The sequence below is a fragment of the Bacillus sp. AFS018417 genome, assembly GCF_002560985.1.
Taxonomy (GTDB): domain Bacteria; phylum Bacillota; class Bacilli; order Bacillales; family Bacillaceae_G; genus Bacillus_A; species Bacillus_A rhizoplanae.
The window spans coordinates 25,461-41,011 of sequence record NZ_NTTM01000012.1 but is presented as its reverse complement, the minus strand read 5'-3'; the positions used below and the strand labels follow the sequence as shown (position 1 = coordinate 41,011).

Below are 15,551 nucleotides of genomic sequence, written 5' to 3'. Positions count from 1 at the left end.
TTTACAATGTAAGCGTAATACACATCGCTATTGGAAGATGTGATGATAATCACATGGAATGATGCAATTTTGTGACAATCTTCATCTTGTTAACATAATTTTTTTACTGTTCTCTTGGATTAAAACTTGTGCATGTGCATTTCCTTGAATCACATCACGAAACTCTTTTAAAGAGTACATATGAGTTAATCCTTTCATAACATGAATGCGAACCGGTACACCTTGCAGTTTATCATTAACAGCAAACGAATCATCAATTGGCTCGATTGGAAATCCTAATGAACGTAAGTACATATACATCCGCTTTGTTACAACCGCAATATACCACTCTGCTTTTACTTCTAATGCATGTATAAATAAAATCGTCGCAAGTTGTTTAAATTGTCCACGACCGCGAGATGTTTTTGCAATACTTAATTTCCCAATTTCGTACACGTTTTTTAAATCTTTTATATATTTATTTTTAGAAAACGGGTAAAAAAACTCAGAATTTGATTGCTCAGGTACTGTATAATTTATACATTCAACAGTTCCGATGTAATGATTTTCTTCTACCAATAAAAATCTTGAAGGTGTTAAATTTCGTTCTACAAACATTAAGTTTCGTTCTTCACAAAAATCTCCCCATAATTGCTCGAACCAAAAATGTTCTTCCTTTGTTTGAACACGTTGGAACATACTCCCCCGCCTTTCTCATCACCCTTTACTTTTTTGTTAGCGCTTTCACCATATATCATATAAAAAGGAAACATGCTATGCAAGAAAAACTATTTCTTTATTTATAGTTTCCATATATGAATCATCATTCCTGTATTACTTTTATATTTATATAAAAAATTTACAAAAGACATGACAATATTAAAAAAAAGGAAACATGTTACAGACCGGGAATGACATCCTCACCTCAATATTCAGAGGAAGCAAAAAATGAGTGGAGATAAGATCCCTACTAATAAAAGTTTCACTTTATTTCCTTATCTCCGCTAACCAATGCTGAAAAATATTTAATAGTTCTTTTTTCCCTGCTAGCCTCTCTTCTCCCTTTTTCGTTTTATACGGATACAATTGTAAAAACACACCACAACCTGCTTCAATTTTTTTCGCATGCATATTGCTTCCTGGATATACACATATGACTTCATAAATCGCACGGCGATGAAATAATCGTTTTCCATTCTGCTTTTCTACATATTTAATTGACCAATATTTGTACATCTGTTCGGTTGCTTTCGTATTTCCAACTGGTTGAAAAATGTTATACATCGGACTATACTTCACTTCAATAATAATAGATGATTGATATTCATAAGCAGTTTCTCCTCTTTTATAACAATCAATACGGATATCCGGCTTTTTTGTGTCTTCTCCATTATAAAAATGACTATTTTTACTAAGCGCAATAAGCGGATGTGTTTCAATTAAATCATTAAAAGCCACATGCAGCTGCAAATCTTTATTGTCTAACACAATTGTTGTTCCATCTTGTAAACCGTCTAAATAAAAATAAGATTGAATTTGCTCTGCAATTGACAGGGAATCAACAAAACCAATCTCTTGTAAAATTGCAATAACAGTAAAATACGCAAAGTACTCATAAATTAAAAATGTCGGCTTATAAACAAATAAAAACGATGGTTCTAATTCATTGCGATGCAGTGAGAACTCAAGTTGATGTAATAATTGATGATATACAGGAGGCAGCGAATGTGTTGTAAGTGTAACTTCTTCCCGAATCCCTCTCCAAAACGGCGTATATAGAAGATATGAAAAATATGTGAGTGTACTTTGCAAAATTGTATAGAGCACTTTATATTCTTGGATTTTCATTGCCATTTTGCGTAGGTCAGTGTCTTTTAACAAGTGGATGTTGCGATATTTTTGTTTATCTCGTTCGGTCACAGATCCATTTCGTTCAATCGTTTGTAAAATAGTATGCACTGCTTTTTTCTCTTCTCTCCGCGTTTGTTGTGCACTCTCTAGTTTCTGAATGGTTTCGCGTAAAAATGAATCAATTTCTAATAACTTATTATAAAATTGATTCGTTTTATATTTCACATAGCCATTTTCTTTACTATGCTTTTGCTCCCTAAAGCAGCGATTATACCATTTTGCATATGGCTTTTTCTCATGTGTAATGATGCTTTTTCTTGTTGGTTTTCTCTCTCTCATCTCCCATATATACTCTTGTTCAAAATTTGTTTTTTTCTGCACTTCATAATATAACTGCTTTACTTTTTTCATTTTTTGCGGCAGTGCACGGAGTATGCGCATATATGAATAATCTTCAATATCTGTAAACGTAACAAACGTCTTTTTATAATACCCACGATCTAAAATAATTCCACCTAGCACAGACTTTACATATTGCTGAATTAACTCTAGCTGATCATCAAAAAAGTTTTTCGGAACAATTTGAAATGCTCCATAAAATAATTCTTCTCCAACCTGCACTTCAAAATGATATACACCACAGCGCCATGGATATAAATAGTCTGTTTTACCATGCTCATACAGTAAAACAGTACGTTGTCGTTCATTAAGTTCATATTTCCATTCCATATGTTGCTTTTGCCCTTCATATACTTTATTCCAAATAAACGTAATCTTTATTGACTTTTGTGATTGTATATGTAGCCGGAGCGGTTTTAATTCTTGAATTTTGTACACACACGAAGAAATTGTAAATGGCGAAGTACAAAGTTTATTCAATACAATATGCTCACCCTTCTCTTCTGCCCCTACTATTATTTTCAGCACAAAAGGAAGCCTCTCCCCTGTCTCTATAATTTCTGTTTCACACGCACTCTCATTTAACATATCCGTACAGCTCCAATTCTCGCCGTTTCTGCTTCATATACATTAGAGAATGTTCAAAAGTTGATACACGATTTGCAAGTGCTGATTGCAGCAATTGTACAAGAGACATCTCTTTTTTTCCCTCTTCACGAAGCAATGCACCAATTGTCGCTTCTGTACCGCGTAACTTCGTTAAAATACGTTGTTTTATTTGCAGGTCAAATGCTTCTTCACGGCTTATTAACAAAGATCGGCCTTCATCACATGGAATATTGTTCAAATAAGATGCAATTGCTGATGCAACGCGAAAAGAAATTCCTTTTGAAGTATCGTGATGAAATAACAGTTGATGCATTTTATCTAATAACTCTAATTCTTCATCTGTAAATACATCAAGCATTGCCTTGCGATAAACCCAGTTCATTCGAAATTCTAATGCAGAAACAGAAAATGCAAACGGAAGATGTAGCATTTTTTTCTCCACCATGCTCATCTCACAAAATGGAATTTTTTGAAGTAATACAACATTTACACGATCTAATAAACGGTCAGATAGCTCCTTTGTTGTTTCATCAAAATTAACTGTACCAATAAAAATGATATTATCACCAATTTCAATTTGTGCTGGTATATCCTGTTCTTTTTCATTACAAGCTGCATACAGAGATAAAATACGATTTTTCCGATCTAACTGCAGGAGAGATAAAAAAGGAGTAAACCAATGCTCAATATACGACATATTCATTTCATCAAATACAATCATATATAATTGATTTGGGTTTTCAGCTGCTTCCAAAAGTGTTCGTACAAGTTTTGTTTCACTTTCCATGTACGTTCCATTTGAATGTAGATAGCCTAGTACATCATGAGGTTCTTGATAGGATGGTGACACCGGAATCCAAATAAAATTTTTCCCAAACGTTAATCCGAGTGCTTCCGCATAGGTTTGCACAAATTGTGATTTTCCAATACCAGGCATACCGCCTACTATTGTTAATAGATTTGTTTTTACACAAACATGAAAATTGTAAATATCGCTCTCATCAATATATAATTCTTTTTCTGCGATAATTTGCTTTACATATTGTAAAAAAGAATGTTCACGTTCATTCCATTCGTTTCCTTTCTCTTCTTTACATGTATCGATAATTTCAATTTGTTTTCCACTCTCTTTTACTTGCTTTTCTAGCTGTTCATACACTTCTGTACGAACAAAAAACAAGCTATTCTCGACATTCATCTCGGCATATTGCACCCAATCGTCTACATCAAGGTAACGAACATCCCCCCTCTGCTCCCGATATGTAATAGCACTAATCGAAGGCTTCAAAAATATATTCCCATATATCCGTCCTTCATACCATAACAACTCTGGCGTACCAAAATCATGCGGAAATTTTGGTATCAAAAATGAAACATATCCTTTTCCAAGTTTTCTTTCAAATGCTTCTCTCGCCTTTGGAGCTGATAATTTAGGAGAAGGAATCACTTTATAGGAATTTGCTATTTCTCGTTCTTCAGCACGTATTAATTCCACATATAAAGCGCCTCCTGTATAAGAAAGACGAAATAACAACAATTGTTTTTCTCTTTTTCCTTCTTTTATACTTGCAAAAAACTTTTCATTTTGTTTATTTTTATATAAACCCTCAAATATATAAGAACGTTCTCCAAAAGCAGCTTCAATTATATTTGGAATTGGTGAAAGACAAACGACAAAAAACGAGCCTTTCCTATCCTTTTGCTCTTCTACAAATTTTCCAACAAAACGCATATGCTGCAATCTTTTTACAAAGCTTGGATGAAGAGCTTTCTCCAGTTTCATCTCACTCACCTTCTTTTTTCGATGCTTTTATCATTGTATGAACAATAAAAGCAAACTAGAAACAAAAAACCTGACGCTTATCGTCAGGTTAAATGAAAGCCTTCTTTTTCTTGAGAAATTGCATTGTGAGCAATCCTCATTTTTGTTAGTACATAACGTAATGTATCTTCCGCATTCTCATCTCCGTGTATATGCATATTGGCTAAAACTTCTACAGAACACGCTAAATTCTCTACCGCTCCGCGCAGTTCGGGATGTCGATTAAAGAACGATTCTTGCACTAATAATTTTTGAACGTCTTTTGCTAACTCCGCAATTCGCACCAATTTTTCCGTCTCTTTCATAACAATCCCTCCTACACACCGTATAAACTAACTATTCTGCCAATTACTAAAAATCCCTGCTATTTCTATAAAAATGATACATAAGAAACTACGTAAACGAAACAAGTTGCTATTAAATAAATCATATTCACCAATAAAAAAGGACTTATGCTCACACTTTAGCATAAATCCTTTTTTGGATTGATATGTTTACATTCCAATCTTTCCGGTAGCTAACATATAAATAGACGCACACGCTGCAAGTAAAATGACAATCATCACATATTGTTCGCCACGAGTAAAACATCGATTCCCTTTTTCTTTTCTTGCAGCGACATACACGATAAGTCCAATACCATATACTAAAGAAACAAGTAATAGGTTTTTCAATCCAGCTGCATACACAAGCCAGAAACCATATACTGATGCCATAATAGCAAGTATCCCATCTTTCAATCTATTTCCTTCATACGCTTTTGTAATCACTAATTTCAATTGATATAGTGCTGAAAATACATATGGAAGTAAAATCGATGTCGATGCAATAAAATACATAATCTGATATGTGGATGCTGAAAATAACACAATAATAAATATTGTTTGGGCAACACAGTTTGAAATCCATAATGCCATATGTGGTGTATGATTTTTATTCGTTTTTGTAAATACCTTTGGAAACACACCGTCTTTTCCAGCCACGTGAGAAATTTCCGAAACGAGTAAAAACCAACCAATTAAAGTACCAATAAGAGAAGCAATTAATCCTATGTTAATAACAAACGCTCCCCATGAACCAACGACATGTTCTAGTACCTGTCCCATTGACGGCGTTTCAAGTGCTGCTAATTCTTCTCGTGGCATCGCCCCTAGCGATAAAACAGAAATTAAAATATAAATACTCATTACTAGCAGTAAACCAAATACAGTTGCTTTACCAACATCACGGCTACGTTTTGCTCGTCCAGATAAAACAACTGCCCCCTCTACGCCAACAAATACCCAAAGCGTAACGAGCATCGTGTTCTTCACTTGTCCAAGTACAGAAGATAATGAGACTGTACCTTTCCCCCAAAAGTCATGCGTAAATGTATCCAAACTAAACGCAGTAACCATAATGACTATAAATAATAAAATTGGAACAAGCTTACCAATTGTCGCAATAAAGTTCATAATAGAGGCTTCACGAATTCCAAGTAAAATAAGAAAATGAAGCGTCCACAATACGAATGATGCACCGATGATTGCCGGGACATTATTGCCGCCTTTAAAAATTGGGAAAAAATATGCTAATGTGTTAAATAACATCATAATTGTTGCAACGTTACCTAATATTCCAGCAATCCAATATCCCCATGCGCTGTTAAATCCAATATACTCTCCAAAGCCAGCGCGTGCATAACTATAAATACCGCCCTCAAGTTCAGGCTTTCGATATGCCAAAGATTGATATACGAGGGCAAGTGGAATCATTCCTAGTGCTGTAATACACCAACCAATTAAGGTAGCACCGCTGTTTGCTCCTACTGCTAAATCGTGCGGTAAACTAAATGCCCCTCCTCCAACCATTGTTCCTACTACAAGTGCGATTAATGGAAAAAATCCTAATTTCTTTTCTATTGGTATCACCCCGTCTGCAATTTCTTGATGCGTTCATTCCGCTCTACCAGGCATTCATATTATGAGTCATTTATATATCAAATACGTACCCTGAAAATGACGAACCGTTTCATTTTATATTCTTTCAGAAAAACATTACTTATTCTAAAAGAAAACGAGCAAAAATGGAATACTTTTTCGAAAAAAAGTATAAGTATGCACAAAAAAAGTCGTTTCTTTTTGTATAAACGACTTTTTTAAGGTTATATTTGTAAATTATGTCTATTTCAATAGTCCTTCTTTTTGTAAAAATTCATGTGCTACGTTCTCTGCTGCTTTCCCTTCTACATTCACTTCATAATTCATTTTACGCATTTCTTCATCAGTAATTTTCCCAGCAAGTTTGTTTAGTGATTTTTCAATCTCTGGATATTTCTTTAACGTTTCTTCGCGTAATAATGGTGCTCCTTGATAGGGCGGAAATAAACCTCTATCATCTTCTAGTACTTGTAGACCATATTGCTGTAATTCACTGTCTGTTGAATAAGCATCAATGACATTTACATCACCAGATTGAACCGCACTATAACGCAGCTTCGGTTCCATTGTTTTTAAATTTGGAAACTGTATATTATATAGCTTTTGTATTCCTTTATATCCGTCTTCTCTATCTGCAAATTCAAGTGTAAATCCAGCTTTCATTTGAGAAAAGACGTTTTTCAAATCAGAAATAGTCTTTATGTTATACTGCTCCGCTATTTGTTTTGGTACCGCTAATGCGTATGTATTGTTATATTTCATCGGTTTTAACAGCTTCATATTATATTTCTGCTCCATGCCATTTCGCGCCTGCTCATATACTTCTTGACGATCTGTACTTTTTGGCTCTTCTTTTACGAAAGTTGATAATGCTGTTCCTGTAAATTCCGGATAAATATCAATTTCTCCGGATTTTAATGCTTCGAATACAAAAGATGTTTTTCCAAAACCTGGTCTTGTTTCTACTTTTAAATCGGTATCCTGCTCAATTAATTGTTTATACATCTGAATTAAAATTTCCGGTTCTGAGCCAATCTTACCAGCAATTATGATATCTTTCTTCTGTGTACTCCAAAGAAAAGGTGCAATTGTGATTACGGCTACAGCAACTATTGTAATCACTGTTCGCCTTGGTGAAAATCTTACATGCTCGATTATGCGTAGTACTCCATCAAAGAACAATGCTAATAGTGCAGCTGGAATAGCACCTAACAAAATAAGAGCATAATCATTTCGATCAATTCCAAGCAAGATAAACTTTCCTAATCCTCCGCCTCCAATTAAAGCAGCTAATGTCGCCGTACCAACAATTAGTACCATTGCTGTCCGAATCCCTGCCATAATAAAGGGCCAGGCAAGTGGTATTTCTACTTTCCATAATCGTCTCCAACCATTCATCCCCATCGCTCTTGCTGCCTCAATTAGAGATGGATCTAGTTTGCGAATACCTGTATATGTATTTCTTAATATAGGAAGCAACGCATAAATAACAAGAGCAATTATAGCTGGAACCTTTCCGATACCAACTAATGGAATTAATAATCCAAGAAGCGCTAAGGAAGGAATGGTTTGCATCACAGCAGAAGTACCAATAACCCATTCGGCAATGCGTTCTCGTCTTGTTAACAAAATTCCAAGCGGAACCGCGATAAGAACTGCGAAAAATAAAGCAATCAACGAAATTTGCAAATGTTCCAAAAGAGCACTTAACAGTTCTTGTTTACGCTCTTGCATCGTTTGTAATAATGCTGACACTGTCTATCCCCTTTCTTTCATTTGATTTACTATGAACGATATGTTGACTTGTTAATGTACCAATATATGTACCGTTTTGTTCGATTGGTATTTCTTTTTCATGTTCTAAACGAAGTAAAGCATCTTGCAAGGTAACTTCAGTCGAAAGTGGGGTACCGCCAACTCGTTTCCCTTCTTGTGCAAATATGGATACTATATCCTCTACTTTTCTATTATCATACCAAGATGATAATCGCGGCTTCCCAATAAATTCTTCTACAAATACATTTGCGGGATTTTGTAAAATCACTTCTGGCGTATCAAGTTGGACAACTCTTCCATCTTTCATTATACAAATGCGATCACCAAGCGATAACGCTTCTTGCATATCATGTGTTACGAAGACAATTGTTTTTTGAATCTTTCTTTGCAAGGCTACTAAATCACGTTGCAGCTGCTCACGACTTAAAGGGTCAAGTGCACTAAATGGCTCATCCATTAAAACAATTTTCGGATTAGCAGCAAGTGCCCGCACAACACCAACACGCTGCTTTTGACCGCCAGATAATTCATCTGGCATACGTCCCCTATATATATTAGGATCTAAACCAACCATTTCTAACAATTCATCAACACGCTTTTGAATTTTCGATTTACTCCATTTGCGCATTTCTGGTACAACCGCAATATTTTCTGAAATTGTCATATGCGGAAATAATGCAATTTGTTGCAAGACATATCCAATATCCCATCGTAATTCATGAATGTTATAATCCCGAATGTTCTTTCCATCAATAAAAATGGCGCCTTCTGTTGTTTCGATTAATCTATTAATCATTTTCATTGTCGTTGTTTTCCCGCATCCACTCGGGCCAATCAGAACAAAAAATTCTCCTTTACGAATCTCTAACTGTAGAGAGTCTACTGCTTTCGTTCCATCATCAAATGTTTTTGAAACACGTTCAAATTGAATCACATACACAACTCCTTTTTCATTCTCTCTTCCATTCTCACGGAAATTCGAGCTATTTTCAAATGATTTGTTTTTTCAAAAATAAAAAAGAGCTCTATTTTGAGCTCTAATGATCCACTAAAATTGTTTTCATAATAGCAACATATTCACGTATATATGCCTTTTTCTTTGAACGCTTTGGCGTTGGTGCAGCAAGCGATTCCATCCTCATCCCTAAACGATTTGCAATAATTTTTGTTCGGTATAAATGATAAGTGTTACTTACTACAACCGCATGCTTCACATCATATAAATCTATAGAAAACTTTATATTTTCATATGTACTTGTAGAACGATCTTCGAGTAAAATCCGTTCATTTTCAATACCGTTTGCCATTAAATAACGGCACATACTAAGTGCTTCTGGAATATCCTCGTCGGCTCCTTGTCCACCAGATACAACTACTTTTACTTTTGGATGCATCTGTAAATAACCTAGCGCTGCATCTAATCGATATTGTAGTGATAATGATGGTTTATCTCCAAATAATTTTGCACCTAAAACTAAAACATATGGCGCTGTACGACTTACTTTTTCATTGGCAGTTTTCTTAATGCGGTATGTCATATACACAACGTATAATGGCGGCAATAACAACAGTAATAATAAAAACCATTTATTCATATAGCAGTTCTCTCCCTTTCTTTTTATTATATAAAAGAAAGGGATTATGCAGAAGTACTTTATCTTGTGGTCCGCACTTGATTTCAACAAATAGCAATGTATCACATTAAATATATATAAAGATTTATAGAGATTGAATTTAAAAGCCTGTATCTATGATTANNTAATCATAGATACAGGCTTTCTTATATATAAACCGTATTTCTTGTTGAAGAATCACACCCGTTAGTTTAAGTATAATAATTCACAATCAAACTTCTAAGTTCTTCCTATTAACTCTTACCCACATGGAACGCCATTTTTTTAGATAATCCATAATGTTCACATGATTTAAAAAACACCATCAAAATAATGGTGTTTTTTGTCCATCTGGGAGTAACAGAAAGAATTGCTTAGCAAAGTTTAGGTAGCTAATAGAAGGGAGCGGCTTAAAAATGCTAATTTTTCTCCATAACCATTTTTCAAGGGTACCCCTTAAAGATCAGATCCATCTTTCAGTAACACTCGTGTTATTCGGGACTATTTCTGACTGCGCTGCATCTCTTGCCTCTCCATATAACTGCGCATCTGTCGCATATATTCGGGTGCGTCCATCGGATTTCCAGCAATCATTTCAATGATACAGAGTCTTTCGGCACGTTCCTTTTCAGCTTGGGTTATAGCTTGATCAAGCTCTCCATAGGTCCGGACCGTAACGGTAAACGCGTTGCCTCCAAAGACTTCGGCCAGCTTAGTGTAAGACCATCGAGGAATTTGGTTGTACTTTTGATCCTCTGTTTTGGCATTCAAATATTTCTCGATCGTATAACCATCGTTGTTCAAGACAAAGATTATAGGCTTGCAGCCGTAATAGAGCATGGAACTGATCTCCTGGGCTGTTAGTTGCAAGGAGCCGTCACCTGTAAACAGCAATACCCGGCGTTCCGGCGCGGCGATAATGGCACCGAACGCCGAGGGGGTTGCGTAACCGATGGATCCCCAGCCTCCTTGCCCAATATATGTTACATTGCTCGGCAGTCTCACCTCAGCCATTCCATTGTAGAACGTTCCTGTCTCGGCAATCACAATATCGCCTTCTTTCAGCATGCGCTGAAAAAGGGGATAATAGCCGGCCGCCATTAGAGGCTCTTCAGCACTAGCTGTGACTTGATCGTAAGGGAATAACAAATTTCCCGCCAAACCTTGACCTATGTAACCCACCTTCTGCACTGCAAGCAGCATGTCGGCTGCAAAAACATTTGGATATTCCGCCTCAGCGACCTTGACCATGTCCGGTTGAATATTGATAGTCACCAGCGGGTTCAGCTTTGCGGTAAAATTCGCGGTGTTGGTGTCCGCCCATAACATCCCGACCGCAATGATACAGTCTGCATTTTCCACCGTACTTTGGACTTCAGAACTTCCGAAAGAGCCTAGGTACATTCCGATATAATTTGGATGGGTTTCGTCGAATGCCCCCTTCCCAAGCATCATCGTCACAATAGGCACGTTCATAGCGTCGGCCAGCCGCCGAACTGCTGTCTGAAGGCCAAAGCGCATTGTTTTGACATCCACCAGGATAACCGGCCTGTGAGCACGCTCTAGCAGCCGACGGACGTGATCCGCCGCAGCCTGAAGGGTTTTTAGGTTGGACGTTGGACGCGGCGGCATCGGCTCTTTCCGGGCAGTGATCGGCTTATTCACTAAATCATCTGCCACAACCAGATATACCGGCTTTTTCTTTTCCTTAGCAATGCGAATCGCAGCCGGAATTTCAATCTTGGCGTTATCCGGCGTAAGCACCGCGGTATAAACCGTAATCTGCTCATACATCTTCCGGAAGATACTAAAATTTCCATCCATTAGGGTGTGGTGCATCAGCTTATGCCCCTTTTGATCTTTCTCAGGAGGCGCACCCACAATGTGAATTATTGGCACATGCTCGCTGTTGGCTCCCGCTATCGCATTGCAGGCGCTGAGCTCCCCGACCCCGAAGGTCGTAATAAGAGCGGACATGCCTTTGATTCTTGCGTAGCCATCCGCAGCATAACCCGAGTTTAGTTCGTTCCTTCCATTTATAAACCGGATGCCGTTATACCGCTCCAGAGCATCAAGCAGTGTAAAATTATAGTCCCCTGCGACGCCGAAAATTTCGGTAATGCCCTCCATCTTCAAGCAATCGAACAAATACTGGCCAACTGTTTTTTGAGCCGTTCCGGTTGATGAGCCAGAACCGCCCTCCGCCATCATGTTGTCCATCGCTCACTCACTCCTTATCCATTTCTTGGGCTTGTTCTGTGTAATAGTACCCTTTTAATAGTTCCCTTTCATTGAACAGCTTATCCGGCATGCGGAGCGATGAGCGATCTTCTGTGCGTTATATCCTTTAACGTATTTCCAAAATTCATCCCCATCTTCAAGCACGTGACGGGCAAGAGCCCAACGATAAGGTGGAGATGAATTTCGGTTAGGCATAGCCTAACTGATTTGTAAGAACTGCCAATTGTTAATATGGTGTATACATTCCATATCTGATATCTTCACTTGCTTATAAGATTTAGTAGGATTTTGTATATATTGTCCATTGATATCTTGTACATATACCATTTCCCCTGTAAATCCTGTCACAAACCCTACTTGTCCAAATACTTTCACTTTATCCCCTAAGTAGATTCCATCTACATGCGGTGTGTTTTTATTGTTCCGTTTTGCACTTGCATTCTTTGTTTTCCTTCCTTTTCTTGCGGTTGCTTCATGCAGGGAACGTTTTTTCTTTTTGTAATTCAATATAAAAAAGATAGTAGGGATTGATAATCAATCCTTACTATCTTTACTGTTAATATTTATATGTCTTTAAATTAAATCCTCGCTATGTTTCTAATCTTAACGCTGCCCTGCATTTTGGGCATTGCGTGCTTTCTTTGAAGAAGTATGATCCTGCGTTTGATTTCCCTTATGCTTAGCAGATCCTAATGCTTTTGTTTTTCCCATATCATTTCACACCTTTTTTAGAATGTTACATCTATATGATGTGCATTAGATTCGCTACTATACAACTGTTTTATTGGTAATATGAATTCGTTCTTGCTGCTTCATTTTCACATACACAAATCCTATACACGTTGCAACAATTAATAAAATACTCAGTGCATAAAACGGAATCATAACACCAATTTGAGACACAAACGTTGTAAAGACAAGAAGAAGAATAACGCGTACACCTGTACCAACAAATCGAAATAGACTATCCACACGGCCAATTACTTCATTTGGAATTTGTTCCATCATGAGCACATTGCGTGCAACACGTGTGCCGGCATTTCCCATCGCCATAAAAATAGCAAGGCCATATAGTAAAAAAACTGATGGTTTTATAACCATTACGGTAATTGAAATTGTATATATGAACATCGTTAATACAATTGACACTTCTGTTTTTACATATTTCATAAGAATTGGAATTCCAATTCCTGCAAGCATTGCACCGATACCGTACATCATTCCTTCCGTACCATATACGGATCCACTTTCCTTTAACACATCCGAAATGTACACAGGCATTAAATAGTTTGTCATCATGACACCGATAAACGGCATATATGTCGCAAATAGAAACCAAAATAATTTCTTTCTTTTCTTCATAAAATGAACGCCTTCAAAAATTTGCTTTGTGAATGGTTGTTTTCCGCTTTCTGTACTCCGTCTTGTATAAGGAATAAATGATAATAATACAAATGCGCCTACATACGCTAACATATTGATAAATAAAATCCATTTCACAGCAACAATTGTAATCATAAAACTGGCAACCGCACCAGCAATAACTTGTGTCAGTTGTCCCTGTATTTCCATCGTTCCACTTAATGATTTATAATGCTCCGATGCAAACACTTCTTGATTAAAGGCGAAAATGTTCGGATAAAATACTAAATAATAAAATGAACCTGTTATATACAGCACAATATAATGTATTGTTTCATAAGAATGACCTGTAAATCCCCAACATACCATAATACCGACAGCAATTGCTCCAATGGCTTCATTCACTAAGAGTAGCGTTTTACGAGAAAAACGATCAATACAATGTCCAATAAACGGTGTACACAAAAACATAACAAGTGTGGATATAATCGAAATATAGCCAAACATGGTATTTCCACCTGGTGACGTTACAAGTAGCCACGAAATCGTAATCATCGTAATGCCGGAGCCAATCGCAGATAAGCTATTGGCTCCAAGAATATAGTACAACCGAGAATCGCGGTAAAGAGATGACATATTAATCAGCTCCTAATTGTTTTTTCAGTTCTGGAAAGATGCTCATGTATCCTCTCAATTCTTTTAATAAATCCGCAACAAGTGGTTTTGCCTCTTCACCCAATTCTCCGTTCTGTATGTGAAGACTATCAATGACAACTTGTTTCGGAATGACATTTGCATATACCCCTCTTGCAACAATGCGCATACTATTTAAGGCATTTATACCGCCTTTACCACCGCCTGCAACCGCAAGAAGCCCAACCGGCTTATGCATAAACTCGCTGCTTCCAAGAAAATCAAATGCATTTTTCAAAGCACCGCTCATTGCATTATGATACTCAGGTGTGCATAGTACAACTCCATCTGCTTCTTTTACAAGTTTCTTTAATTTTGCTACTGCTTGTAATTCATATTGAGAACTTTCTCCGTTATATAATGGAAGTGCTTCAATAGCTAAATCATATAATTCTCCTTTATAAGCCTCCGCAATATGCTTTGCAATGACGCGAGTTTTACCAGATTTACGTGGTGTACCGTTAATTACAACTAGTTTCATAATTATTTCTCTCCCTTGTTTGAATTTATACATTTATATTATCAGAAAATTCTCTCTCATAAACCGTAAAAAAGACGGAAAACGATTGAGAAAATAGTATGAAAAAATAAAACAGGAACTCATANNTATGAGTTCCTGTTTTATTTCAATTCATTCTTCCTATATAACACCGTTCTTTACCGCATATAGAGCCGCTTGCGTTCGATCATCTACATTTAATTTAGCAAGAACATTTGAAACATGCGTTTTTACGGTTTGTTCTGTAATATGTAGCTCTGCTGCAATTTCTTTATTACTTCTCCCTTTAGCAATTTCTCGCAGCACTTCTTTTTCCCGCTTCGTTAACATAGATAAACTATCTTGCTTTATCTCAACTGTTGCTGGGCGTCCTAATAAAGCAGGGGTTACTTTCGGATGGAAATTAGTATTTCCTTGATGAACTGCAATAATTGAAGCTACAAGTTGATCCGGTTGTACTTCTTTTAATTGATATCCATCTGCACCTGCTTCGAGTGCCGGAAGAATATAATCTTGTTCTGAAAAACTGCTTAACATAAGTATTTTAATAGATGGATCATATTGTTTCATACGCTTCGTCGCTTCGATTCCGTCCATTTTCGGCATCGATACATCCATTAATACAACATCAGGTCGTTCTTTTTGAATAAATTGCAACGCTTCTTCTCCATCTCCCACTTCACCAATAATATCAAATTCTTCTTTTGTTTTTAAAAAGAAAACAAGACCCCTTCGTACAATATGATGGTCCTCTACAAGTAATAGTTTTATTTTCAATGAATTTCCCC

13 protein-coding genes are annotated in these 15,551 nt (G+C 36.7%); all 13 read right to left on the bottom strand.

The annotated features are described in order from the left end of the window. Positions 1 to 81 precede the first annotated feature (81 nt). Positions 82 to 678, bottom strand: coding sequence for a hypothetical protein (locus tag CN326_RS06050; protein ID WP_098307242.1), 597 nt, complete (start codon positions 676 to 678; stop codon positions 82 to 84). 288 nt (positions 679 to 966) lie between these two features. After that, the gene (locus tag CN326_RS06045; RefSeq protein ID WP_098307240.1) at positions 967 to 2,817 is read right to left on the bottom strand and encodes a hypothetical protein; all 1,851 of its coding nucleotides are present in this window, start codon (positions 2,815 to 2,817) and stop codon (positions 967 to 969) included. Next, positions 2,807 to 4,621, bottom strand: a complete 1,815-nt coding sequence (locus CN326_RS06040) for an AAA family ATPase (protein ID WP_098307238.1) — start codon at positions 4,619 to 4,621, stop codon at positions 2,807 to 2,809. Before CN326_RS06040 ends, CN326_RS06045 begins: the two co-directional genes overlap by 11 nt. Positions 4,622 to 4,704: 83 nt before the next feature. After that, a complete protein-coding gene (locus CN326_RS06035; RefSeq protein WP_098307236.1) occupies positions 4,705 to 4,965 on the bottom strand; it encodes a LemA domain protein in 261 nt (86 codons plus the stop codon). A gap of 189 nt (positions 4,966 to 5,154) precedes the next feature. Then, positions 5,155 to 6,582, bottom strand: coding sequence for a basic amino acid/polyamine antiporter (locus CN326_RS06030; protein ID WP_098307234.1), 1,428 nt, complete (start codon positions 6,580 to 6,582; stop codon positions 5,155 to 5,157). 240 nt (positions 6,583 to 6,822) lie between these two features. Further along, positions 6,823 to 8,313: an ABC transporter permease/substrate-binding protein gene (locus tag CN326_RS06025; RefSeq protein WP_483295638.1), complete on the bottom strand. Its 1,491-nt coding sequence runs from the start codon at positions 8,311 to 8,313 to the stop codon at positions 6,823 to 6,825. Next, a complete protein-coding gene (locus CN326_RS06020; protein WP_218007843.1) occupies positions 8,300 to 9,289 on the bottom strand; it encodes an ABC transporter ATP-binding protein in 990 nt (329 codons plus the stop codon). The genes CN326_RS06025 and CN326_RS06020 overlap by 14 nt, the downstream gene beginning before the upstream one ends. A 103-nt stretch (positions 9,290 to 9,392) precedes the next feature. Beyond that, entirely contained in the window at positions 9,393 to 9,950 is a 558-nt protein-coding gene (locus tag CN326_RS06015) for a YdcF family protein (protein ID WP_098307230.1), read from the bottom strand. Between the two features lie 519 nt (positions 9,951 to 10,469). Beyond that, the gene (locus tag CN326_RS06010; protein ID WP_098307228.1) at positions 10,470 to 12,188 is read right to left on the bottom strand and encodes an alpha-keto acid decarboxylase family protein; all 1,719 of its coding nucleotides are present in this window, start codon (positions 12,186 to 12,188) and stop codon (positions 10,470 to 10,472) included. 219 nt (positions 12,189 to 12,407) lie between these two features. Continuing rightward, on the bottom strand, positions 12,408 to 12,584 hold the full coding sequence (locus CN326_RS24965; RefSeq protein WP_255258098.1) for a hypothetical protein: 177 nt from the start codon (positions 12,582 to 12,584) through the stop codon (positions 12,408 to 12,410). A 393-nt stretch (positions 12,585 to 12,977) separates the two neighbouring features. Beyond that, positions 12,978 to 14,207, bottom strand: coding sequence for an MFS transporter (locus tag CN326_RS06000; RefSeq protein WP_098307225.1), 1,230 nt, complete (start codon positions 14,205 to 14,207; stop codon positions 12,978 to 12,980). A 1-nt stretch (position 14,208) separates the two neighbouring features. Next, a complete protein-coding gene (locus CN326_RS05995; protein WP_098307223.1) occupies positions 14,209 to 14,745 on the bottom strand; it encodes an NADPH-dependent FMN reductase in 537 nt (178 codons plus the stop codon). A 159-nt stretch (positions 14,746 to 14,904) separates the two neighbouring features. After that, positions 14,905 to 15,540 (bottom strand): response regulator, encoded by a 636-nt coding sequence (locus CN326_RS05990; protein WP_098307221.1) that lies wholly within the window; start codon positions 15,538 to 15,540, stop codon positions 14,905 to 14,907. Positions 15,541 to 15,551: the final 11 nt, after the last annotated feature.